General features: G+C 31.3%; 24 protein-coding genes and 1 pseudogene. 1 reads left to right on the top strand and 24 read right to left on the bottom strand.

Translation table 11 applies throughout. From position 1 onward, the window contains the following. Positions 1 to 21: 21 nt before the first annotated feature. The 23 genes and pseudogenes from rho to LJD34_RS06760 form a co-directional block, all read right to left on the bottom strand. Complete coding sequence (gene rho, locus LJD34_RS06870; RefSeq protein ID WP_119363481.1) at positions 22 to 1,188, bottom strand: transcription termination factor Rho; 1,167 nt, start codon at positions 1,186 to 1,188, stop codon at positions 22 to 24. 211 nt (positions 1,189 to 1,399) lie between these two features. Then, positions 1,400 to 2,587 carry a site-specific integrase gene (locus LJD34_RS06865; protein WP_117865373.1) on the bottom strand — a complete coding sequence of 396 codons (1,188 nt, stop codon included), beginning with the start codon at positions 2,585 to 2,587 and terminating at the stop codon, positions 1,400 to 1,402. Positions 2,588 to 2,665: 78 nt separating this feature from the next. Next, positions 2,666 to 2,866: an excisionase gene (locus LJD34_RS06860; protein ID WP_055065933.1), complete on the bottom strand. Its 201-nt coding sequence runs from the start codon at positions 2,864 to 2,866 to the stop codon at positions 2,666 to 2,668. 1,266 nt (positions 2,867 to 4,132) lie between these two features. Next, the gene (locus LJD34_RS06855) at positions 4,133 to 4,657 is read right to left on the bottom strand and encodes a DUF5104 domain-containing protein (RefSeq protein ID WP_055065934.1); all 525 of its coding nucleotides are present in this window, start codon (positions 4,655 to 4,657) and stop codon (positions 4,133 to 4,135) included. 107 nt (positions 4,658 to 4,764) lie between these two features. Then, positions 4,765 to 5,601: a replication initiation factor domain-containing protein gene (locus LJD34_RS16415; protein ID WP_369123548.1), complete on the bottom strand. Its 837-nt coding sequence runs from the start codon at positions 5,599 to 5,601 to the stop codon at positions 4,765 to 4,767. Further along, a pseudogene (locus LJD34_RS16770) lies at positions 5,584 to 5,913 on the bottom strand (Cro/Cl family transcriptional regulator); the annotation flags it as partial. The pseudogene LJD34_RS16770 and the gene LJD34_RS16415, both read right to left, overlap by 18 nt. Beyond that, positions 5,891 to 5,941 (bottom strand): AgrD family cyclic lactone autoinducer peptide, encoded by a 51-nt coding sequence (locus LJD34_RS16765; protein ID WP_205505360.1) that lies wholly within the window; start codon positions 5,939 to 5,941, stop codon positions 5,891 to 5,893. The gene LJD34_RS16765 and the pseudogene LJD34_RS16770, both read right to left, overlap by 23 nt. A gap of 140 nt (positions 5,942 to 6,081) precedes the next feature. Next, positions 6,082 to 7,050 carry a hypothetical protein gene (locus LJD34_RS06835; RefSeq protein WP_055065838.1) on the bottom strand — a complete coding sequence of 323 codons (969 nt, stop codon included), beginning with the start codon at positions 7,048 to 7,050 and terminating at the stop codon, positions 6,082 to 6,084. 60 nt (positions 7,051 to 7,110) lie between these two features. Next, positions 7,111 to 7,335: a hypothetical protein gene (locus tag LJD34_RS06830; RefSeq protein ID WP_040015610.1), complete on the bottom strand. Its 225-nt coding sequence runs from the start codon at positions 7,333 to 7,335 to the stop codon at positions 7,111 to 7,113. Between the two features lie 357 nt (positions 7,336 to 7,692). Then, on the bottom strand, positions 7,693 to 8,448 hold the full coding sequence (locus LJD34_RS06825; RefSeq protein WP_040015611.1) for a hypothetical protein: 756 nt from the start codon (positions 8,446 to 8,448) through the stop codon (positions 7,693 to 7,695). Between the two features lie 444 nt (positions 8,449 to 8,892). Further along, on the bottom strand, positions 8,893 to 10,062 hold the full coding sequence (locus tag LJD34_RS06820; protein WP_227359507.1) for a MupG family TIM beta-alpha barrel fold protein: 1,170 nt from the start codon (positions 10,060 to 10,062) through the stop codon (positions 8,893 to 8,895). A gap of 76 nt (positions 10,063 to 10,138) precedes the next feature. Then, positions 10,139 to 11,305, bottom strand: coding sequence for a cation diffusion facilitator family transporter (locus LJD34_RS06815; protein ID WP_032090189.1), 1,167 nt, complete (start codon positions 11,303 to 11,305; stop codon positions 10,139 to 10,141). After that, a complete protein-coding gene (locus tag LJD34_RS06810; protein WP_032090190.1) occupies positions 11,302 to 11,643 on the bottom strand; it encodes a hypothetical protein in 342 nt (113 codons plus the stop codon). The genes LJD34_RS06815 and LJD34_RS06810 overlap by 4 nt, the downstream gene beginning before the upstream one ends. Positions 11,644 to 11,701: 58 nt before the next feature. Then, a complete protein-coding gene (locus tag LJD34_RS06805) occupies positions 11,702 to 12,487 on the bottom strand; it encodes a histidinol-phosphatase HisJ family protein (RefSeq protein WP_227359506.1) in 786 nt (261 codons plus the stop codon). A gap of 81 nt (positions 12,488 to 12,568) precedes the next feature. Next, positions 12,569 to 14,053 (bottom strand): family 1 glycosylhydrolase, encoded by a 1,485-nt coding sequence (locus LJD34_RS06800; protein ID WP_227359505.1) that lies wholly within the window; start codon positions 14,051 to 14,053, stop codon positions 12,569 to 12,571. Positions 14,054 to 14,145: 92 nt separating this feature from the next. Continuing rightward, complete coding sequence (hisIE, locus tag LJD34_RS06795) at positions 14,146 to 14,784, bottom strand: bifunctional phosphoribosyl-AMP cyclohydrolase/phosphoribosyl-ATP diphosphatase HisIE (RefSeq protein WP_032090192.1); 639 nt, start codon at positions 14,782 to 14,784, stop codon at positions 14,146 to 14,148. Beyond that, positions 14,784 to 15,551 (bottom strand): imidazole glycerol phosphate synthase subunit HisF, encoded by a 768-nt coding sequence (gene hisF, locus LJD34_RS06790; RefSeq protein ID WP_032090193.1) that lies wholly within the window; start codon positions 15,549 to 15,551, stop codon positions 14,784 to 14,786. Before hisF ends, hisIE begins: the two co-directional genes overlap by 1 nt. Further along, positions 15,533 to 16,258, bottom strand: coding sequence for a 1-(5-phosphoribosyl)-5-[(5-phosphoribosylamino)methylideneamino]imidazole-4-carboxamide isomerase (gene hisA, locus LJD34_RS06785; RefSeq protein WP_227359504.1), 726 nt, complete (start codon positions 16,256 to 16,258; stop codon positions 15,533 to 15,535). The genes hisF and hisA overlap by 19 nt, the downstream gene beginning before the upstream one ends. Continuing rightward, on the bottom strand, positions 16,252 to 16,860 hold the full coding sequence (gene hisH, locus LJD34_RS06780; RefSeq protein WP_032090195.1) for an imidazole glycerol phosphate synthase subunit HisH: 609 nt from the start codon (positions 16,858 to 16,860) through the stop codon (positions 16,252 to 16,254). Before hisH ends, hisA begins: the two co-directional genes overlap by 7 nt. Next, the gene (gene hisB, locus LJD34_RS06775) at positions 16,861 to 17,448 is read right to left on the bottom strand and encodes an imidazoleglycerol-phosphate dehydratase HisB (protein WP_227359503.1); all 588 of its coding nucleotides are present in this window, start codon (positions 17,446 to 17,448) and stop codon (positions 16,861 to 16,863) included. Positions 17,449 to 17,450: 2 nt separating this feature from the next. Then, positions 17,451 to 18,749: a histidinol dehydrogenase gene (hisD, locus tag LJD34_RS06770; protein WP_175301716.1), complete on the bottom strand. Its 1,299-nt coding sequence runs from the start codon at positions 18,747 to 18,749 to the stop codon at positions 17,451 to 17,453. Position 18,750: 1 nt separating this feature from the next. Further along, the gene (hisG, locus tag LJD34_RS06765) at positions 18,751 to 19,380 is read right to left on the bottom strand and encodes an ATP phosphoribosyltransferase (RefSeq protein WP_032090198.1); all 630 of its coding nucleotides are present in this window, start codon (positions 19,378 to 19,380) and stop codon (positions 18,751 to 18,753) included. Position 19,381: 1 nt separating this feature from the next. Continuing rightward, positions 19,382 to 20,347 carry an ATP phosphoribosyltransferase regulatory subunit gene (locus tag LJD34_RS06760; protein ID WP_175301717.1) on the bottom strand — a complete coding sequence of 322 codons (966 nt, stop codon included), beginning with the start codon at positions 20,345 to 20,347 and terminating at the stop codon, positions 19,382 to 19,384. A gap of 446 nt (positions 20,348 to 20,793) precedes the next feature. Here LJD34_RS06760 and gdhA point away from each other — a divergent pair, with 446 nt between their 5' ends. Beyond that, positions 20,794 to 22,137, top strand: coding sequence for an NADP-specific glutamate dehydrogenase (gene gdhA, locus LJD34_RS06755; RefSeq protein WP_032090200.1), 1,344 nt, complete (start codon positions 20,794 to 20,796; stop codon positions 22,135 to 22,137). Positions 22,138 to 22,160: 23 nt separating this feature from the next. Here gdhA and LJD34_RS06750 read toward each other — a convergent pair whose 3' ends face one another. Continuing rightward, positions 22,161 to 22,547 carry a hypothetical protein gene (locus LJD34_RS06750; protein ID WP_032090201.1) on the bottom strand — a complete coding sequence of 129 codons (387 nt, stop codon included), beginning with the start codon at positions 22,545 to 22,547 and terminating at the stop codon, positions 22,161 to 22,163. Positions 22,548 to 22,620 lie beyond the last annotated feature (73 nt).

The following is a 22,620-nucleotide window of genomic DNA, read 5'->3' as shown; positions in this document are numbered from 1 at the left end:
AAAAAGGATAGAAATTCTATCCTACTTTCTTTTTAACATTGTTTCAATAAGTTCATCATTATTTTTAGTATTTCTAAATAATAAAAGCGCATCATCTAAATTTTGACTCGCACGTGTCCCATTTAATGAATAATGAATCATATGGTTCACTTGTAGTTCTTTTTCACTTAATAATAAATCTTCTCTTCTTGTTCCAGATTTAGCTATGTCGATTGCTGGAAAAATGCGTTTTTCTTGCATTGCACGAGATAATACAAGTTCCATGTTTCCTGTTCCTTTAAACTCTTCATAAATAACATCATCCATACGACTTCCTGTATCTACAAGAGCAGTTGCAAGAATCGTCAAACTTCCCCCTTCTCTCATATTTCTGGCCGCACCAAAAAATCTCTTTGGCATATAAAGACAGTTTGGATCTAATCCCCCTGAAAGTGTTCTTCCTGATGGCGAACAAATCAAATTATAAGAACGTGTTAAACGTGTTATACTATCTAATAAAATCATTACATCTTGACCATGTTCAACAAGACGTTTTGCTCTTTCAATGACCATTTCTGATACTTTTTTATGTCGATCTGGTGTTTCATCAAACGTTGAATAAAGAACTTCCACATTATCTCCTTCAACAGCTTCTTTAATATCCGTTACTTCTTCTGGTCTTTCATCAATTAATAAAATTAAAATATGTATATCTTTATTATTTTCTTTAACAGCTAAAGCTATATCTTTTAAAAGCGTTGTTTTTCCTGCTTTTGGAGGAGAAACAATAATTCCTCTTTGACCTTTACCAATAGGAGCAAGTAAATCTATCATTCTCATTGCTATTTTTCCACTTTTGCCAACACTAATTTTTTCATTTGGAAAAATTGGTGTTAAGCTTTCAAAGGATTTTCTTTTCATTGCTGTTTCTAAATCATAATGATTGATTTTTTGAATATGTAAAAGAGATCTAAACTTTTCAGATGCTTTTGGTTCCCTAACAACACCTGTAATAAAATCACCTGTTTTTAATTTAAATTTATAAATTTGTGATTGAGAGACATAGACATCATGAGGATCTGATAAATAGTTTGCATTTCTAATAAAACCAAATCCATCAGGCAATACTTCTAAAAAACCTGTTGTAATGATTCCATCATCTAATGAATCTTTTGTATATTCTTTCTTTTCTTTTTTTGTATTTTCCATAATATCACCTCAACCATTATGTCATATTTTCTTCTTTTTAGCTATAAACATAAAATAAATTTCTAATTATCTTTTCATAAGTTCTTATAACACCGATATATCCCTATTTTACAGGCTTTATCGGTGTTTTCTTTTTGGCAGATACTTCTTATAACCACTCATAAATCTGCATATCTTGTCTTTTTATCGTAGTAAATTTCGTAGTAAATTACTAGGCTATCAGACTTCGCATTTCCATGTTTGCTCCTGTCTGTGAAGCATGGGCGTACAGGTTCAGCGTTATCATTATGCTGGAATGTCCCATAATGTATTGCAGGTTCTTTGGGTTCATGTTTTTCTGTGCTAATCGTGTACAAAACGTATGTCTTAATATATGCGGGGTTATCTTCGGTAAGGGTTCATCATGGTACTTATTGTATTTCTTTACTATATTTCTCAATGTAGAAGTATAGTAACAAGCTGTCATAGGCATACCTTTCTGATTAAGAAACAGGAAATTGCGGTAACCGTCAATTACAATCCCTTTTCCAGTTTTTTTGCGTTTCAACACTCTTTGAAATGCTTTTCCTGCTTCTTCGCTCATAGGAACTTTTCGTATGCCACACTTTGTTTTTGGCGTTTCTATATAATATCCCTCTTGATTGCGTAATAACTGGTGGTTGATATTGAGTGTATGATTTTCAAAATCTAAGTCCTGTACAGTAAGTCCACACAATTCAGATATTCGTAAGCCTGTTTTTAACAGTATCAGCACATCATCATAATATTTCTGATACACCGTATCATACTGGAGAAAGGACAGCAGTTTTTCTTCCTGTTCCTCACTCAATGCCTGTCTGCTTTCGCTGTCATCATCAATAACCTCGCTTAACTGAAAATCAAAAGGGTTCTTCCTTACATAATCGTCCTCGATTGCCATATAGAAAGAAGCCTTTAAGGAACGCTTATAGTTACTAATGGTTTTGAAGCCGTAGCCCTTTTCTTTCATTCTGACCGCCCATTCTTTTGCGTCTGACGGTTTAATGCTGTCTATGCTTCGTGAACCCAGCTTGTCCTGTTTCAATGCGTCCATGAGATATTTTCGCCCTGCTAGTGTATTCTTCTTGACATTGATTCTCTGTGCCGTCTTTTTGGCATATAGTTCACACAATGTCATTTTCTTTCCTTTGGTGTCTATTCCGTCCTCTAAATCACGCTGTATCTCCCGTTCCTTTTCCCTAAGAGATAAATCATCACGCTTTCCTTTCGGTACTCTGTCCGTAGCCACCAGTTTCCATGAATACACAACCTTTGTTTCGCCTGCACGATTAACATATTTATACATATATCTGCCGTCTGCCCTTTGGCTCTCTCCAGTCCTTAAAATGCGACCTTTGTTATCCCGTCTTTTTTCTGACATCTTTCAAAACTCCTTTCAAAACTGAAAGAGCCTTGTTACGACATATAAGTATCATATCATGCACAAAGCTCTTTTGCATTAGATTTCTTCCAATTTATCAATCATATGTTCAAATTTCTTTTTCTTAATCAGCATACGGTTTCCGTTCATCACAACACACTCGTCTTTATATTCACTTGCAATACGGCGGAGTTTGTTCTCTCCGATACGGAAATAACTGGACGCTTCCTCAATCGTCATAAGGTAGCGTTCCCATAATGGTGTATTTAAATCATACATAAAACTGCACCTCCTTTCTTTTTTGATTTTTAAACAGTCTGACGGCTTTTATCATAGCCCACAGGAGTTCCACCTCTGCATAGTTCTTATGTAGCCGTACCCATTGCGTGCGACGCTCTGAACGCTCAAGCTGTGGCTGTACGGGAGTATCATTATCAGACAGGACAGGTCATGGCGATAAAAGAGGATAAATCTTTTACATGGACGCTGACAGTTTCCGCTCGCTTTAAAGGGAAAAGGTCATGGCGTATCAGCTCCAACGGCTCGCTGTCTGTCTAATGTATCAGACTGCTTTATTCAGTTGTCAAAGAACACGAAAGAAGAAAATCATCTCTCCTATATACCGCGTTGGAAAAGAGAGGAAATGTAACCAAAATTCAAACATTTTTTCTTTTTTCACTACTATCTGTATAGCAAACGTCCATTTGTTAAGCTGGTGATGAAAAAAGATTATTTTTCTTTTCACACCCTAACTACCCAAACCATACTGTTACTGCCAACAATAGAATGAAATATTTTCTTCACTCCATATCAGGACAGAATAGCGTTATTTGTATCACATTTCTTAAACTTTTTTCTTTCTACGCCATATAGGGAACGGAAACCTTAAATTGTTAAGTTGAGGATAAAATAATTTTCTCTTTCCGCATCAACACTCAACAGCTAATGCCTGTTTGAATACAAATCAAGAAATAAAGTGTGATTTCCTCTTTCTGCATAATACTGTCCGCTTAACTCGATTTTCCGACATTTTTTTCAAAACTTTTTTCGTCTTTCACTTCATATAGGGACAGCAAGCCAAAATTTAATGACCTATTTTCAAAAAAAGTTTAGATTTCCTCAACTTCACTCCATATAAGGAATAGAAACCTTGTTTTGTTGCAGATTTTTCAAAATAATTTCAATTTCTTTTTAATCTTCGTGTCTGTACACCGAGTAAAAATTTTATGACCCCATTTCAAAAATAGTTAGATTTCCTTTTCTCGCACCATATCTGTACGCAAGTAGCTGTTTTGTTGCAGATTTCTGTAAAAAATTTGTTTTTCTTCTTTTAATAAACATAGGGAATGAAAAAAGCTCTTTGTTGACTAAATCTGAAAATTTCCATTGCATTAAAAAATACCGTTATTCTTTCTTTTAAATAACGGTATCTCTATTTATAACTCATTAAAACAGATTAAACTAAATGGCTAAAAAACAAAAAGTAGGAGGAAGTATGTGTCACAACTTTGTTTTGGTTTATCTTTCAAACATATCATTCTATGTTTATTCCCGCACGACAAATATTCCGTTTTCTGATGTATCCCACATAAAGTTTTCCCTGTTTACAGTTTGTTCAGTCGCAATTTCAATTTTGGATAGTCCTATATCTGAGGGAACATCATCAGCTTTATAGACCATATAAAAATTCAAATAATATTCATTTTTAGAAGTTGATATATGATACATTCCGTCTAATTCAATTCGTTTATTTCCATTATTATTTTCACTAGATGATGCACAATCACCAGAATATTCTTGTATATCTCCATCAATAAATTCGAAGAAAGAAGAAATTTGTTTATTTATATCCTCTATGTCTTTTTTACTGTTTTGTGAAAACAATTTTTCAAATTCTTTTACATTGCCTTCATTGTATAAATCTATAATTTGTTTCATCATATTATCTGATATTTCTTGTTCCGATTTAAACCAATTAGACATATACTCATTTCTATTTGAGCCAACATTCGTACACCCACAGAAACTTAACATCAATATCATACAAAAAATAAATATTATTTGTTTCATATTATTTATACCTCATTTAATACTTAAATATTTTATATCTATATAACCTATATTTACATTGTAGCATTTAGCTTTAAACTTGTCTTTAACTTTCTCCATAAAATAAATTATTGCTTTTCTAAAACATCGTCATTCTCTTGTGGAATAGCGGTATCTATTCGTTCTTCTATGGTTGATTTTTCTAATTGTAATAAGTGTTTATGCTTGTCTTTAAGTTCTGCCTGTTCAATCATATCTTTTAGTATCGTTGTATGATTTTCTCTGTCTAATGCCTGTACCATTTTTATGGTTGGTGCAACCTGTCTTTGCAACCAATGCAACGCTTTTTGTAAAGTATAAGGTTCTGGCTTTGTAGTTAAGCGTATCGGTTCTCTGTTTTCCCCTACAAACCATGCCCAATCATCATTTGTTTTCCATTGATTTTTTGGCTTGTCGTCCTCTCTGTCAACAAAGCGGACATAATGATTGATGATAGAAAAAGCAGTGCGTTCAGCGTCCCGATAAGTCAGTAAATCTACAACCGCATAATAGGCTCGTTCATTCTTCATGCGTATTTCAAAGCGGTTCTTAATCTCCGTATCTTCAACTTCTATGCTATTCTTGACATACTGCTCATAATTTTTCTGATAAGCACACATATATAATTCACTGCTTGTTGAACCGAGATATAAGGTTTCTCCTGTATTCTTTGGTAAATCGCTACCACATTTTTCCGTACCGCTGTAATCTTTCTGCATACGAAAGTAGGAGATACATTCGCCAGCCTTGTATTTTTCCTTTAACTTTGGAATATCCAATATTCCTGCTTTATCATTGATTGCCAAGTCAAGCCGTTTCATCTTACCACCTGCCGTTAAACAATCAAGCATGAAGTCATACCATGAGCGTTCCTGTGCCAATAGATAACTTTCCATTTGACGACAGCCTCTGCCTTTCAGTTCCAATAAAACACCTAAATGCTCTTGCATGGAACACATGACATTGATGTCGCCTAAAACATATTTGCTTTCATATCCGTATTTTCCATAATCTTCATAAAGCATATAATCGGGTTTTAGTTGTAATACATCACGGATAATCGCCAATGCGTCCGTAGTAGGAAAGCGAACACGGAAGTAATCAATCAACAGGAATAGTGGTTCTTGTGGATTGAAACGCTCAATCTGTTTTTCTATGACTCCTTTTAATTCGTCATTCAATGGCTGTTTCCCTTTTTCAATGCGGTTGTAATATTCACGGCTGATACCACAAGCAACAGCAAGCCTTGTTTGTGTTACTCCGTATTCCTCACGCTTTTGTCTTAATTCTTCAATAAAGTTTTTATCATTCATTCTTTAATTCCTCCAATCAAAAAAGGCAACTACCATTTACTGATAATTGCCTATCATTAAAAATCCGTATAGAAAAAGCAGTCAATCCTAAGACTAACTGCTCTGATTGCTATGAAGTGCTTGTATTTTCTTTACCACTTCTTGCCTATAATTTTCAATATCCAAAACTCTTTTTTTACCTGCTGTTAAATACATAATCGGTAAATCAATTTTTTCAAAATCATTCAACAATAATAACGGTTCTTCAAAAATGCAAAACGGTTGTCCTATTTGACAACTAGTGCTTTCTTGATAAATTCTAAAATCCTCAAATAAAAATTCATTTTGAGGAAGTGTAATATTTTTAACTTCTTCTCTATACAAGTATCTTGCAAAGTTATACAATCCAAATGCAAAAAAGGAAATTTTTCTTGTAAATGGATTTTCTCCATAATCTTTTGATTTTCTATGTGCTTTACAGAGATTAGCCAATTCCAATGAGAATTTTTCCCAATTTTTTTCTATTAGTGCAAGGAAACCGTTTATCACAGCTTTTTCTTCTGCTGTATGTTTATTTTGAAGAAATTCTTTACTTTCATCAATCACATATTGTTTCCACATAGGTTCTTGATAATACAGATACATCACTAAATTTGTGATACTGCATGCAGACTTTAACCCATTCTTACTAAGTCCGTTTTCTTTTGGAAATATTTTTTCAATGTCACGAAAGCGGTTTGCACAGAATATATGTGGTAAAATATTCCAAGCGTGAATGGAATGGTCGCAACCGCTGTTTGTTATTGTGAGTTGTCCCCATGTTACTGCCGAATTGAACGCATTATTTAAATAGCTCATATCCTTTTCTTGTAATGCTAAGTAACTTCCTAAATAAACAATCTTTTTTCCGAAATTTTCATGCAATAATTTCAGCCATATAATAATCTGTTCTTCTGGCTTTTTACTTTGACAGTATTTCGTATACTTCTTTAATCGCTCATCAATATATGCGTTCATGTTGGCATATCCAAACATTTTATCCACATTTTGTAAATATAGTTTGATAAGTTCCTTTTTTTCCATAGAGTACCTCGTTTCACTTATAAAATTTTGCTATTTGCTACATAAATGCTTTCAATCCCATTAGAATAAGTATAATAGCAATATATACACCCCACTTATCCCAATTATAAGTGTCATAATAAAATTGAAAACAATACAAACTTTCTTCTGATTTAAAGAAAAATGTTCAAATTTTTCAAGGTTGTATTGACGAATATAACTTTTAGTAATTATGGAATAAATTGAATAACCAATAGCAATGATACTTGAAATAATAGCAATAATATCAGTCATTTTACAATCCATATCTTCCCTCCTAAAAAGTTTGCATATCATTACCACAAAAATTAAAATATTATAATGTTTAAATTTATTGTTTTTCTTTTGTGAAATAGATACTTTTTATATCACATCTTATAAAATGCGGTTTTGCCTTGTAAATACAGCGTTTTCCGCCTGTTAGTGTATAGTGTCTTTTGTTTTTTGTGCCCCCCTTGTTAGATAACGGGGGCTTAATCTTCGCTCGCCACAGGCTCGCTCACAGACGAAGTAAACCAGCCACTTGCAAGACATGGCAGAAAAATCTGAAAGATTTTCCTGCCACCGTGTCTGGATCACTCCGTCTGCCTAACTAATAATATAGTATTATGTAAAAATGTCATTTTATTTAGGTACATCTACCGAATAGCTTAAACAGTCACCTCTTTTGTTACTTTGTAAGTCATTGTAATACCATAGATACATGACTCTGTCATATACATTGATTTCAATTACACCGTCCGGTTTTTGTCCTTCTACTTCCAATGAATAGATTTCTTTATCATGTGCATAGCCGTAAACAAAACGCTTGCTTGGATAATCGGGGTTTAAGTCTTGTTGGAAATCACTTAATTTCAAAGAAGAGTGAATAAGCTCTGTAATATCATCTAACAAAATTCTATCTCGTTTCGTTGTAACCGGTGTAGCATTTATAAATGCGTATTGTGTATGCCCATTCTGTATCTGCTTTTTACAACGAGCCATTACTAAGCCTTGAATATCATCGTTATCATTTCCAGCCCGATAGAAAATCGTATCATATTTTTTGCCTTGCCATATATGCAAGGTTTCATCAACATGATTAAGAAAATCAGCAGGAACCGAAAGTTCCTCATTTTCAGCATTCAAAGTGGAAAGTTGAATAGCTTCTTCAATCGTGTCATAATATACAAGCTTGGCATTATTTTTATCATAATCATTTATCGTAAATTCCACGTATTCATTATCTTTATTTTCTTCTTCCGGAACATAAGTATAACGACCATTTTCAATATGGTCATCATATTCAACATCAACAAATAACCCAATCCCTATCAGAGCTACAAAAATCAAAGAAATCGCTCCAATTATGATTAACATTATTTTCAAAAATTTTTTCATGGCATACACTTCCTTAATCACTTCAAGTTTATCTATTATTATTTATCATATTATATCATTAGAAAATTGAGTAGTCATCACTTTTCTAGTATCTGTCAGAATATTTTTTATTCCATAAATTATCAAGAGTGTAAACATTGCTACGCAACAAGCTCTTGACAATTCATGTCCTAAAAAATGATTAATAATCAAGCAGAAAAAGAATAGTTATACTGTATTACAGCAACAAAAAAGACATCTCATATTCTGTATGAAATGCCAATTTTGCCTTTATTTATGCTGTTTTCTCTGTCGTATCAAGGTTCTTTCATTCGTAGTAAATTAGTGGTAAAATTCTTTTATTTTTTGTTTCATATTGCTTAAAATCCCTGTGTTTATGCGGATAATTCGATTTTTACTCTTTTTTTTTTCAAAAACAAAAGAAAAAGTAGATTCCTATCTACTTTATTCAACAAAGGTAAAAACATCTTTTGCTTTAATATGTTCTAAAATAAAGATTTCATTTTCATCAATATGTCCTAATAAATTTCTTTGACCATCTACCTTCATTTCTTTTAAAACGATTTGAATTTCTCCTCGATAATGTACAAGATTGTCATTGACAATTACAACATCACCCCTTGTATAGTACGCTTTATCACAAGGACGACATGGAATTTCTTTTCCTTTATAAATCATTCTTGTCCAACGTGAACGTAACATATAATTCATACAATCACCTAAATCACTATGACTTGGATAATTAAATAAAATTTCTTTTTCCAAAGCAGTAATACCCTTATCTAAATGAATCTTAAAAGGTATTCTTTTAGTTAAACCATGGGGCACAAAATCTGCTAAAAAACCTAAAGATTCATTTTTAGGAATATCTACATACACTTGTTTCATTACTTGATCGATTGCTTTAAATTCTTCATCACTAGCATAGGCATTTCCAATGATTATTTCATCTACATTGTCTAAAGCTAAACAGTGTTTTAATTGAATTTCTATCGGCATATCTCGATGTTCTTCAATGGTTGGAAGACCATCACTCACTGGCCATGGTCCATGACTTCCTTTAACTAAACTTGAAATAAAGATAGCTACCGGAATATTTTTAGCTTTCCAATAATTATTAATATCATTAATAGTTTCTAAACTTGGAGCCGTATATCTTTCTGGATAGAAATTATGACATGTAGAAATATTTTCTGGTTTAGCTCCATTTTTAATAGCTGTTTCAATGATATCAATAAAACTTGTAGACATTTCAATTTTAATGCCTTCTTTATTATTAATAAGAGTGGCATCCCTTTCATCGTTAAAACTAAAATCCATTCTTAAAATATCTACCCCAATATCTTTAAAAACCGAAAGGTCTGTTTCTGTTGCTTCTAATCTATGAAATAATTCACTATTACAGTCACCAGAAACAATCATGCCATATTTATGAACGATTTTTATAAAATCTTTAAAATAAGCAATAATTTCTTCTTTTGTCCCTGGTACTGAAAACATGCTTGTAAATACTTTTTTAAAACCATAAGTCGATGCTTTTTTTAAATAGGCATCAATTTCTTCTAATGTTTCTTGTTCTGGATATAAAGAAACACCTAACATTACTTTTTTCATAAACATCCTCCTCATAAATATTATTTTATCATGTATATACAAGTATCACAATAAATAAAAAGAGGATTTCTCCTCTTTAAACAAAAGCATGATCAATTTCAATGACACAATGATATTCGTCACTGATTTGTTTGACTTCTGCACTTATTTTATTCTTTAAAATTTGATGACTAATTTGATCATTAGCCGGTATTAAAACATCAAATATTAAATTTGTATGATTCTTTCCTGGAACCATTCTAAAATCATGAATCGAATAATGTTCATCTATTCCTTTTACAATTTCTAAAACTTGTTGTTTTAAAGCTAATAACCTTGGATTATGCACATCCACTGGATCATAATGAATGGTCGTATGAATATGATATTTTTCTTGAATTGCTCTTTCAATATCATCGATTTCTTCATGAATTTTCATAACATCTTCTTGACAATCTACTTCCACATGAAGTGTCATAAACATTCTTCCTGGTCCATAATCATGCATCATTAAATCATGAATACCTAAAGGTTTATCATATGACATAATAAAATTTTCAATGTCATCTATCAAGGCTTTATCAGGTGCCAATCCTAATAAAGGATTGATTGTATCTTTAAATACATTAATTCCTGCAAAAATAACAATTAAAGAAACAATTGTCCCAATAATTCCATCAACTGGTAAATCAGTTATCAATGTAAGTATTAAAGAAACAAGTGTTGCAAATGTTGTCACAACATCATTTAAACTATCTTGTCCTGCAGCTTTTAAAGATGATGAATCAATTTTTTTACCAATTTGATTATTAAAATAATACATCCATAGCTTCACTAAAATAGAAAATATTAAAATCACTACTGCAACAAATGAAAACATAACTTTTTCAGGATTAAAAATCTTAACAACTGATTCTTTTAAAGATTGAATACCTACTACTAAAATTAAAAAAGCAATCACCATTCCTGCAATATATTCATAACGTCCATGACCATATGGATGATCTTTATCAGGATGTTTATTAGCAAGTTTAAAGCCAAATAAAGAGGCTAAATTACTTCCTACATCCGATAAGTTATTTAAACCATCTGCTTGAATAGCAACTGAATGAACAATTAAACCAATTGTTATTTTAAAAATAACTAAAACAATATTGCATATAATGGACAAAATGGAACATAACGTTCCATAAGCTTGTCTTACTTTTTGATTTTTATAATCATCATAATTTTCAATAAATCTTTGTGTTAAAAAACGAATCATGATAAAACATCATAAACAAAAATATTTTGTTTATCTACCTTTATTAATTCAACTTCTTCTAATTCTTTTAAATATTTATTTACTTTTTCTTGATCAACTTCTTTATTAGCAAGTATTGCAAGATTTACTTGAATTTGGGGATTATCCACTTTAATATAAGCTGTATTTTCAGTTGTATAACCTGCTTTATTTTTCATTGTTTCTAGAATTGAAACATAAGCAAGTTTTGTTTCTAATCTTAAACTTTTATAATGATCAAATAATACCTTTGGCATATAAAATTCATCCTTTGATTTTTCAATAACTTCTTTTAAACTTTCTTTAGTATATAATTCCATACTTCTTCACTCCTTTTGTTTCTATATTATACCATATCTAGAAAAAAAGAACATTGTGTTAATCTCTTTTTCTTTGCGTAAATGTACTGACATCGTCAAAACCAATTTCCTGATATTTTTTTGCTACATTTAAACAATTTTCACCAACACGTTCACTTGTATGACTATCAGTACCAATGGTAATAATACGTCCTCCTAAATCATAGTAACGTTGTACCTGTTCGAAATTAGGAAATCCACATGTTTTTAAATCTCGATATCCCGATGTATTGACTTCAATACCTTTTCCTTTTTGAATAAGTGTTTTAAAGATTTCATCTATAATATCTTGATATTTTTGATGATCAACAGTTTTATCCTCATAAGGTCCATATCTTACAATATAATCTAAATGGCCTAAAACATTAAAACAATCGAAAGCTTTTACACATTTTAATGTTTCTTCAAAAAATTCACGATGTGCTTGTTCCTTTGTTTTTCCTTTAAAAAATTCACCATAATAAAATTCTGTATGATGAATCACATGAATAGATCCAATAACAAAATCAAAAGGATATTGTTGAATTAAATTTTCAATTTCTTCTTGATGATCTAAATCCAATCCCATTTCAATACCCCATTTAATTTTTATTTGATCTTTGAATTCCTCTTTTAAACTTTGAATCTCTTGATAATAGTTTTCAACATCTAATTCAAAAGAATCTATTGGATAATCAAAATCACGATGATCTGTAAAACAGATTTCATCTAAATTCATTTCTATTGCTTTTAAAACATGTTCTCTAGGATTTGCCTCACTATCCCCTGAAAAATGTGTATGTATATGATAATCTATAACTCTCATATTTTATCCTCCATTTTTCCTTATTATAACAAATAAGAGAAAATATTGCTATTTTCTCTTATTCATAAATTATCTGTTAAATTAATCTAAATCAGTTCCGTTTGATTCTATTACTTTTTTATACCAATAGAATGAATCTTTTGGTCTTCTTGATAAATCTCCAGTTCCATCATCATGTTTATCTACATAAATGAAACCATAACGTTTTCTCATTTCTCCAGTTCCAGCAGAAACTAAATCAATACATCCCCATGTTGTATAAGCAATTAAATCAACCCCATTATCACAAGCAGCTGACATTGCTTCAATATGTGGTCTATAGTAATCAATACGATAATCATCATGGATTGATCCATCTTCTTCTACTGTATCATAAGCACCTAGTCCATTTTCTACGACCATTAGTGGAATTCTATAACGGTCATAGATTTTTTCTAATGAATATTGAAGTCCTAATGGATCTAAAGCCCATCCCCAATCTGAATAAGTTAAATATGGGTTACGAATACCTGCCGCAAAGTTACCTTGTACTGTATCTTCTGTTTCATGAGTTGTCACATTGTTTGTCATATAGTAACTATATGTAAACATATCAACAACACCTTCTTTTAAGACTTTTAAATCTTCTTCAGTGATATCTAGATCTGTAATGTTATGTTCTTTCCAAATTCTCTTTGCAAATGGAGGATAAGCACCAAAGCATTGAACATCTCCACAATACCAGAAGTTTTCTTCCATTGTTTGTTGATTTAATAACATGTCTTTTGGATCACATGTATGTGGATATGTGATTGCTCCTGCAAGCATACATCCAATTTTGTTTTCAGGATCAATTTCATGTCCTAATTTAACGGCTTTTGCACTTGCCACAAATTGATAATGTAAATGTGTTAAACGTTTTTTGTAATCTTCATCAGTTGTCCCATCACCAAACATATTGATAACATTTAAAGTATTATTGATTTCATTAAATGTTAGCCAGTATTTAACAAGTCCTTTGTATTCAGTAAAGACTGTTTTACAGTATTTTACAAAGAATTCAATGTATTGACGATCTTGCCAATCTCCATATTTTTCTACTAAATAAATTGGTGTATCAAAATGATGAATCGTAACTAATGGTTCAATATTATATTTTCTTAATTCTTTGAAAACATCTCTATAAAATTCAATACCTTCTTGATTAGGTGTTTCTTCATCTCCACGAGGATAAATTCTTGACCAAGAAATAGACATTCTAAACATCTTGAATCCCATATCCGCAAATAATTTAATATCTTCTTTATAATGATGATAGAAATCAGTACCTTCATGATTTGGATATAAGTATCCATCTAAACAAGCATAATGATCTCCACCTTCTGGTAAAGCATCATCAAAATGAACTTGTGGTGTTGCATGTGCATTTCCATCTTTATCGATCCAAGTTACTTTTCTTGACTCTTTAACACTTCCACCTGTTGTAAAGTCTGTTAAGGCTGGACCACGTCCACCTTCATTCCATCCACCTTCATATTGGTTTGCAGCTGTTGCTCCTCCCCAGAAAAATCCTTCTTTAAATCCCATTTGAATTCCTCCTTTATCATTGATTATTATTATATTCATTTTCATGTATTCGTTTACATTTTTTCATAATATGAAACATAAAAAGAGAAGATTTAATAATCTCCTCTTGTATGAAATTCTTTTTTGTTTCCAGTTACTTGATGTCTTTCTTTAAGTTTATTTTGAATATCTTCTAAACTGACACCTCGATCATTCATTAAAACAAAAGTGTGGAATAATAAATCAGATATTTCTCCAACCAATTCTTCTTTATTATCATTTTTTGCTGCAATAATTGTTTCGCTTGCCTCTTCACCTACTTTTTTACAAATCTTATCAACCCCTTCATTCAATAAGTAATTTGTATAAGATTTTTCAACTGGATGAATCTTACGATCAGCAATTGTTTTTTCCAATTCTCTAAAAATATCTCTTGCATCATAAGCTTGTACTTCATTAAAGAAGCATGAATAAGCCCCAGTATGACAAGCCGCTCCTGTTTGTTTGACATAAATCAATAAAGTATCTAAATCACAATCTAAATACATTCCTTTAATATCTTGAAAATGTCCTGATTCTTCTCCTTTATGCCATAACTTTTGTCTGCTTCTTGAATAAAAAACAGTTTGTTTAAGTTCTAACATTTTATCATAAGCTTCTTCATTGACATAAGCTAACATTAATACTTCTTTTGTTTGATAATCTTGGACAATTGCTGGAATTAATTCCATTTTATTAAAATCTGGTCTCATTATCTTGTTCTCCTTACATTTATACCATGTTTTTTACATTCATTTCTTACATCTTCAACAGTTGCTTCATTAAAGTGGAAAAGTGAAGCCACTAATGCTGCATCAACATTTGTTTTTTCAAAAACATCAACAATATCTTGAATACTTCCACAACCACCTGAAGCAATAACTGGAATATCAACAGCCTTACAAACAACATTAAGCATTTCAATATCATAACCCGCTTTAGTTCCGTCAGCATCCATCGAAGTAAGCAATACTTCTCCAGCACCTAAACTTTCGCATTTTTTTACCCATTCAATTAAATCTAAACCTGTATTTTCTCTTCCACCTTTAACGTAGACATCCCATCCACTTTGGTCTTCTCTTTTTTTGGCATCAATAGCAATTACTACACATTGAACCCCAAATTCATCAGCTGCTTCTTTAATTAGTTGAGGATTAGCAATTGCTGCAGAATTAATAGAAACTTTATCAGCACCTGAGGCAAGAATCATTCTAAAATCATCTAATGTTCTAATTCCACCTCCTACTGCTAGAGGAATTGTTAGTTCTGAAGCCCCACGTTCAATAATATCTTTCATAATGCCTCTATCTTCATAAGAAGCTGTAATATCCAAAAAGACAACTTCATCTGCACATTGTACGTCATATTTTTTAGCAAGTTCAATAGGGTCTCCAACATCTTTTAATCCAACAAAATTGACTCCTTTAACCACTTTCCCATCTTTGATATCCAAACAAGGAATTATACGTTTTGTAAGCATTTGATTGTCTCCTTTAAATCAATTTTCTTTTCATAATAAGCTTTTCCAACGATACATGCATAATAATCTTTTTGAGCAACTTTTTGAATATTATCAAAATCTTTAATTCCTCCAGAAACAACAAATTGAATTTGACTGTTTTTAGCGATTTCATCATACATTTCAAAATTAGGTCCTGTCAAAGTTCCATCTTTAGAAATATCTGTTGCTACAATATAACCAACACCAATAGCTTCCAAATATTGAATAAATTCAATATAAGGCATTTGACTTGTTTCTAACCATCCTGCTGTAGAAACAAAACCATTTTTAACATCTACACCGACAACTATTTTCTCACTACCATATTGTCTTAATACTTCTTTTAAAAATTTGGGGTCTTTTAAAGCTGCCGTTCCTAAAATAACACGATCAATTCCTACTTCATCTAAATAGAGTTGAACTGTTTTTAAATCACGGATTCCTCCACCAAGTTCTATTTTCATTTTTGTGCTATTTCTAATTTTTTTAATCGTTTCTAAATTTTTAGCAAAACCATCTTTAGCGCCATCTAAATCTACAACATGTAAATAAATAGCTCCTGCTTTTTCAAAAGTTTGAGCAAGTTCTTCTGGATGATCACTATAAACCGTTTTTTGATTATAATCTCCTTTAAATAAACGTACTGCTTGTCCATCTTTTAAATCTATTGCTGGAATAACTAACATTCGACCATCTCCTTAAACGCAAGTAATATTTTATGTCCAACCATTCCTGATTTTTCAGGATGGAATTGGCACCCAATGACATTTTTATTTTGCACTAAAGCTGTAACTTTAGTAGTTCCATAATCTGTATACGCTACAAGATTTTCATCTTTACAATGTGCCATATATGAATGTACAAAATAAACATCATCATTTTCATGTACATATTTCAAAATTGGTTGATGATTTGTTATATGTAATTGATTCCATCCCATATGAGGAATCTTTTCGTCAATATCCATATAACGTACTGAACCTGGAATAAATCCTAGTCCTTTTGTTTCTTTTACTTCACACCCTTTTTCAAATAAAATTTGCATTCCTAAACAAATCCCAAGAATAGGAATTCCTGCCTCTTTTCGCTCTGTTAAAATATCAACTAAATGATACTTTTCTAAACTTTTCATCGCAGTAGGAAAAGTTCCTACTCCAGGTAAAACAATTCCCTTAGCTTCTTTAATAACTTTTTCATCTCTAGAAACAACAGCTTCAAGTCCAATTCTTTTAAAAGCACCGACAACACTTTTTAAATTTCCTACATTGTAATCAATAATAACAATCATTTATAAAACTCCTTTTGAAGAAACGATCTTATCTTTATTTTTTTCATCAATGCGTACCGCCTCTTTTAAAGCTCTTCCAAAAGCTTTAAAACATGCTTCGATTACATGATGAACATTATTTCCATAAGCCTCATTTAAATGCAATGTTGCATTCATATTGTAAGCAACCGCTCTAAAAAATTCTTCTGTCATTTCACTTTCATAATTTCCTAAATTAGCTTTAGGAATATCTACATTAAAAACAAGGAAACTTCTTCCTGAAATGTCTAAATTGCATGTTACTAGTGCTTCATCCATAGGAATTGTAAAATGCCCATAACGTGTAATACCCTTTTTATCACCTAAAGCTTCTAAAATAGTTTTACCTAAAGCAATTCCCATATCTTCAACGCTATGATGACTATCTACTTCTAAATCACCATGACAAATCATTTTGATATCCATTTCACTATGGAAAGCAAGCAAGGTCAACATATGATCAAAAAAACCAATCCCTGTTTGAATCTCTGCTTTCCCTGTACCATCTAAATTAATTTCTAAACTAATTTGTGTTTCATTTGTATTTCTTTCTAGTTTGGCTTCTCTCATGATTATTCCTCCTCAAAACGTACAGCAATACTATTTGCATGAGCATCTAAACCTTCACTTTTTGCGAAAGTTTGAACATCATCTTTAAATGTTTCTAAAACATCTTTTGGATAATAACTATAAGATGAATATTTAACGAAATCATAAACACCTAACGCTGAATAGAATTTAGCTGTTCCTCCTGTTGGTAAAACATGGTTTGTTCCTGACATATAATCACCTAGAGGTTCTGGTGAGTATTCTCCAAGGAAAATAGAACCTGCATTTTTAATATAAGGAAGTGTATTGACTGGGTTTTCAACTAAAACTTCTAAATGTTCTGGCGCTAAATAATTAGATACTTCAAAAGCTTCTTTTAAGTCTTTTACAAGAATTGCTCCTCCATAATTTTGAAGAGATTCTTCAATAATTTCTTTACGTGATAAATAAGCCATTTGTCTTTTGAGTTCAACATTGACTTTTTCAACAAGTTCTTTACTTGTTGTTACAAGCATTGCACTAGCAAGTTTATCATGTTCTGCTTGTGACATTAAATCAGCAGCAATATATTTAGGATTCGCATTTTCATCAGCAATAACTAAAACTTCGCTTGGACCTGCCACCATATCAATATCGACAACCCCATAGCTTAATTTTTTAGCTGTCGCAACAAAGATATTTCCTGGTCCTACGATTTTATCTACTTTTTCAATTGTTTCTGTTCCATTAGCGATAGCAGCAACTCCTTGTGCTCCACCAAATTTATAAATAGTATCAACACCTGATACTTTTGCAGCTGCAACAATAACAGGATTAACTTTGCCATCTGCTTTAACCGGTGTAATAATGACTAAATCTTTAACTCCAGCAAGTTTTGCAGGAATGGCATTCATTAAAACTGTTGAAGGATAGGCAGCTGTTCCACCTGGAACATATAAAGCAACTCTTTCAATTGGTCTTACCATTTGTCCCATGATCACTCCGTTATCTTTATATAATGACCATGATTTATCAATTTGATTTTTATGGAATTCTGTAATTTGTTGTTTTGTTCTTTCGAGGATTCTTATGTAATCTTGATCCACTTGTTTTAAAGCTTCTTCTTTTTCTTGATTTGAAACAACGAAATCATTTTCATCTTTAATTTGATAACCATCAAATTTTCGACAATAGTTGATCAAGGCTTGATTTCCATTTTTTCTAATATCATTAATAATATCATTTACAGCATTATTAACTTCTATCGAAATTTCTTCTTTTCGATTATTTAATTTTTGTGCAATTTCTTTTAAATTCCCATCATATTCAATTACTTTAAGCATCTTAATTTCCCCCTATTACTTTTTCTAATTGATTTACAATATTCATAATTTCATCCTTCTTAAATTTAAAAGCTACCTTATTAACAATCATTCTTGTTGAAATATCACTTACTTTTTCAATTACTTCTAGACCATTTGCTTTAAGAGTTGAACCTGTTTCAACAATATCAACGATTGCATCAGAAATTCCTGTCACTGGTCCTAGTTCAACAGAACCTTCTAATTTAATAATTTCCACATCTTCTTGTTTAGAAGCAAAATATTTCTTCGCAACATTTGTATATTTGCTGGCAATCTTTTTACGACGATTAAATACCTTATTTCGATATTCTGGATAAGCAGCTACTGCGAAATAACATTTTCCTATTTCCAGATCAAGAAGTTCATAGTAATCTTCAAAATCTACATCATCCAACGTATCCTTTCCTACAAAACCAATATCAACAATCCCATGTTCCAAAAATGTAACAACATCATTGGGTTTACCAAAAATCATTGAAATTCCATCTTTTGTTTCAATTAATAATTCTCGATCTTTATTAAAAATAGGATCCATATCAAAACCTGCTTCTGCAAGCAGTTTACATACTTGTTTTTCGATTCTTCCTTTAGTAATAGCTATTTTAATCATGTTACTCTCCCTCTTTTTCAATGGCTTTTAAAATATGATTCATATGAAAGCAGAACCCAACAGCTGTTTTATCAACATTAAATCTAGGAAGCAAATCATCATAACGTCCTCCTGATAAAATTGGATTTGCACTTTGATCACTATACCCTTTAATCATAAAGCCTGTATAATATTTCATGGTTGGAACCATTCCTAAATCAAAAATAATTCCTTCTTTACTATCTAATGATTCATAAAGATCTTTTAATTCTTGTAATGCCCCTAACAAAACAGAATCTTGACATTTATCCATCATTTGATGAAGTAAATCAATATTTCCAAAACATGTTGGTAAAGATAACAGCAATTGATTCAAGCTTTCTTCAAAATCATTTTTAGAAACAAAACGTTTCATTTCACTAATATCTCTTAATCTTAAAATATCTTCTAATTCATTTCTTTGATTTCCCACCAATTCTAATAAACGATTATAGAATTTAGCAGAGCCCAATTCTAAAAGAATATTTTTTAATGAAATTCCTGGTAAAGATTCTTGAATCATTGTCATAACTTCCTTATCTCCTTGAAGTCCTGGCTTATTCATTAATTCTACACCACCTTGAAAAAACTCACTACTTCTTCCCTTATGCATTGTTTCTTTACGATAAACTTTTCCAAAATAACTATAGCGTGCTTCACCTGTATTGGCACTATTGGCATATAATCTAGCTAGTGGTATTGTAAAATCTAAACGCATGGCAACGTTTTTACCTTCGTGATTGATATATTGAAACATCTTATCAACCGTAAAACCACAATCCAATTTTGTATATAAATCAACATATTCAAATGATGGCATCAATACTTCATTGTACCCATGATTTGAAAAAACATGTCGTAAATGATTTTCAATTTCCCTTAATTTTTCTACATTTGTAATAATTGCATCTATGCTTTCTTCAGGTATCAAATATTTAAACTCTTCCATAAAAATCCCCCTTTATTAAAAAAAACGAGTCATCTAATGACTCGTTTCAACATCATTAGATACAGCTTAATTGTGATAGACAAAATGGGCTGTATCATAAATGATATAACCCTACTTTTTCCAATGATGGTGATGTAATTGTGTGTTATTTAGTATTTTCATAGTAATCACCTCTTGTTGTGCTTTATTCTAGCATAGATTGTATACAAAGAAAAGATAATTATGTATTTTTATGAAATATTTTATACTTTAAATACTTTATTGTATACAAATCATAAGTTGTAATTTTTTATTTTTTGATAATTGATTGTATACAATTTTTATCGTGATAAAACACGCTGTGTAGTATTTTTATTATCACGATAACTTATTTATATGATAATTTTTTCTTAATTTATTCATTTATTATTATTAAAGATGTATGATAGCCCTAGGAGGATATAACAATGGAATATATTGAAAGAGTATTAACAAACTTAAAAGCTAAAAATACTGATCAACCTGAATTTATCCAAGCTGTTGAAGAAGTATTAGAAAGCTTAGAACCAGTAATCAAAGCTCATCCTGAGTATGAAGATATGGCTATTTTAGAAAGATTAACTGAACCAGAAAGAACTTTAATGTTTAAAGTACCTTGGATGGATGATCAAGGTAAAGTTCAAGTAAACAGAGGATATCGTATTCAATTCTCTAGTGCAATTGGACCTTATAAAGGTGGTCTAAGATTCCACCCTTCTGTTAACCTTGGAATTATTAAATTCTTAGGATTCGAACAAATTTTCAAAAACTCATTAACAACACTTCCTATCGGTGGTGGTAAAGGTGGCTCTGATTTCGACCCACAAGGTAAATCAGATGCTGAAGTTATGAGATTCTGTCAATCATTCATGACTGAATTATATCGTCACATTGGACCTAGCGTTGACGTACCTGCTGGAGATATCGGCGTTGGTGGTAGAGAAATCGGATATTTATTTGGACAATACAAACGTATTAAAGATGCTTATGAAAACGGTGTTTTAACTGGTAAAGGTATGACTTACGGTGGTTCATTAATTAGACCAGAAGCTACTGGGTTTGGTGCTGTATACTATGGTAAAGAAGTATTAGCTCATTTCAACGATACTTATGAAGGAAAAACAATTGCTGTTTCTGGATATGGTAACGTTGCTTGGGGTGTATGTATCAAAGCTAAAGAATATGGAGCAAAAGTTGTTTCTATTTCTGGTAGAGATGGATACGTTTATGATCCTGATGGAATCAATACTGATGAAAAAATTGATTTCTTATTAAAAATTCGTTCATCAAATGATGTTAAATTAAAAGACTATGCTGAAAAATTCGGATGTGAATTCCATCCTGGTGAAAAACCATGGGGATTAAAAGTAGATATGGCTTTCCCTTGCGCTACTCAAAATGAAATTGGTGAAGAAGAAGCTAAACAATTGATCGCTAATGGATGTAAATACATCATCGAAGGTGCTAACATGCCAAGTACACCTGAAGCAATTGCTTACTTTACAGCAAATGGTGGTACTTTAGGACCTGCAAAAGCTGCTAACGCTGGTGGTGTTGCTGTTTCAGCATTAGAAATGTCTCAAAACTCTATGAGATATAACTGGACAAGTGAAGAAGTTGATGAAAAATTGCATAATATCATGAAATCAATTTTCAACAACTCTGTTGCTGCTGCCGAAAAATATGGATTAGGATTTGACTTAATCAAAGGTGCTAATATTGCTGGTTTTGAAAAAGTAGTAGAAGCTATGATTTCTCAAGGAATCTATTAATAAACAAAAAAATGGACAGGAGATTAAATCTCTTGTCCATTTTTATATTGATTAAATTTTTTATCTAATTCTTCATAAAATGATGTAGCGTTTACTAAATAAATATTTTTTGTATGATTATTAAATTGTAATTCAATTCGATGTTTTGAATTAAGTGAATATGCTGTTAAATCCTTAAATTCAATCATTTGAGGCATAAAACCGATTCCCTTAAAGAAATATACTAATAAACCATCTTCAAAAACAGAAGCGTTAAAACGTATTAATAAAGTAGGAAGTACCCCTAACGCTAGTAATAAAACAACCACTAATTTCATTCGATCATAACGAAAATAAATTCCACTAAACGCACATAAAATAACCAAAATAATTGAAATAACGACCATTCTTAAATCTTTATATTTAAACATAACTTTTCTCCTTTAAAGATAAAAAAATGGTGGTTCCGGGCGGAATCGAACCACCGACACGAGGATTTTCAGT

Origin of the sequence: Faecalibacillus sp. MSK20_93 (genome assembly GCF_020589945.1) — a bacterium.
GTDB lineage: Bacteria > Bacillota_I > Bacilli_A > Erysipelotrichales > Coprobacillaceae > Faecalibacillus > Faecalibacillus intestinalis.
Note: the sequence above shows the minus strand (reverse complement) of the source record. Positions and strands in the feature narration are given on the sequence as shown.

Excerpts from the sequence above, each read along its gene's own strand:
- rho (WP_119363481.1), bottom strand. The coding sequence starts at position 1,188 with ATGGAAAATACAAAAAAAGAAAAGAAAGAATATACAAAAGATTCATTA.
- LJD34_RS06865 (WP_117865373.1), bottom strand. The coding sequence starts at position 2,587 with ATGTCAGAAAAAAGACGGGATAACAAAGGTCGCATTTTAAGGACTGGA.
- LJD34_RS06860 (WP_055065933.1), bottom strand. The coding sequence starts at position 2,866 with ATGTATGATTTAAATACACCATTATGGGAACGCTACCTTATGACGATT.
- LJD34_RS06855 (WP_055065934.1), bottom strand. The coding sequence starts at position 4,657 with ATGAAACAAATAATATTTATTTTTTGTATGATATTGATGTTAAGTTTC.
- LJD34_RS06835 (WP_055065838.1), bottom strand. The coding sequence starts at position 7,050 with ATGGAAAAAAAGGAACTTATCAAACTATATTTACAAAATGTGGATAAA.
- LJD34_RS06830 (WP_040015610.1), bottom strand. The coding sequence starts at position 7,335 with ATGGATTGTAAAATGACTGATATTATTGCTATTATTTCAAGTATCATT.
- LJD34_RS06825 (WP_040015611.1), bottom strand. The coding sequence starts at position 8,448 with ATGAAAAAATTTTTGAAAATAATGTTAATCATAATTGGAGCGATTTCT.
- LJD34_RS06820 (WP_227359507.1), bottom strand. The coding sequence starts at position 10,062 with ATGAAAAAAGTAATGTTAGGTGTTTCTTTATATCCAGAACAAGAAACA.
- LJD34_RS06815 (WP_032090189.1), bottom strand. The coding sequence starts at position 11,305 with ATGATTCGTTTTTTAACACAAAGATTTATTGAAAATTATGATGATTAT.
- LJD34_RS06810 (WP_032090190.1), bottom strand. The coding sequence starts at position 11,643 with ATGGAATTATATACTAAAGAAAGTTTAAAAGAAGTTATTGAAAAATCA.
- LJD34_RS06805 (WP_227359506.1), bottom strand. The coding sequence starts at position 12,487 with ATGAGAGTTATAGATTATCATATACATACACATTTTTCAGGGGATAGT.
- LJD34_RS06800 (WP_227359505.1), bottom strand. The coding sequence starts at position 14,053 with ATGGGATTTAAAGAAGGATTTTTCTGGGGAGGAGCAACAGCTGCAAAC.
- hisIE (WP_032090192.1), bottom strand. The coding sequence starts at position 14,784 with ATGAGACCAGATTTTAATAAAATGGAATTAATTCCAGCAATTGTCCAA.
- hisF (WP_032090193.1), bottom strand. The coding sequence starts at position 15,551 with ATGCTTACAAAACGTATAATTCCTTGTTTGGATATCAAAGATGGGAAA.
- hisA (WP_227359504.1), bottom strand. The coding sequence starts at position 16,258 with ATGTTAGTTATTCCAGCAATAGATTTAAAAGATGGACAAGCAGTACGT.
- hisH (WP_032090195.1), bottom strand. The coding sequence starts at position 16,860 with ATGATTGTTATTATTGATTACAATGTAGGAAATTTAAAAAGTGTTGTC.
- hisB (WP_227359503.1), bottom strand. The coding sequence starts at position 17,448 with ATGAGAGAAGCCAAACTAGAAAGAAATACAAATGAAACACAAATTAGT.
- hisD (WP_175301716.1), bottom strand. The coding sequence starts at position 18,749 with ATGCTTAAAGTAATTGAATATGATGGGAATTTAAAAGAAATTGCACAA.
- hisG (WP_032090198.1), bottom strand. The coding sequence starts at position 19,380 with ATGATTAAAATAGCTATTACTAAAGGAAGAATCGAAAAACAAGTATGT.
- LJD34_RS06760 (WP_175301717.1), bottom strand. The coding sequence starts at position 20,347 with ATGGAAGAGTTTAAATATTTGATACCTGAAGAAAGCATAGATGCAATT.
- gdhA (WP_032090200.1), top strand. The coding sequence starts at position 20,794 with ATGGAATATATTGAAAGAGTATTAACAAACTTAAAAGCTAAAAATACT.
- LJD34_RS06750 (WP_032090201.1), bottom strand. The coding sequence starts at position 22,547 with ATGTTTAAATATAAAGATTTAAGAATGGTCGTTATTTCAATTATTTTG.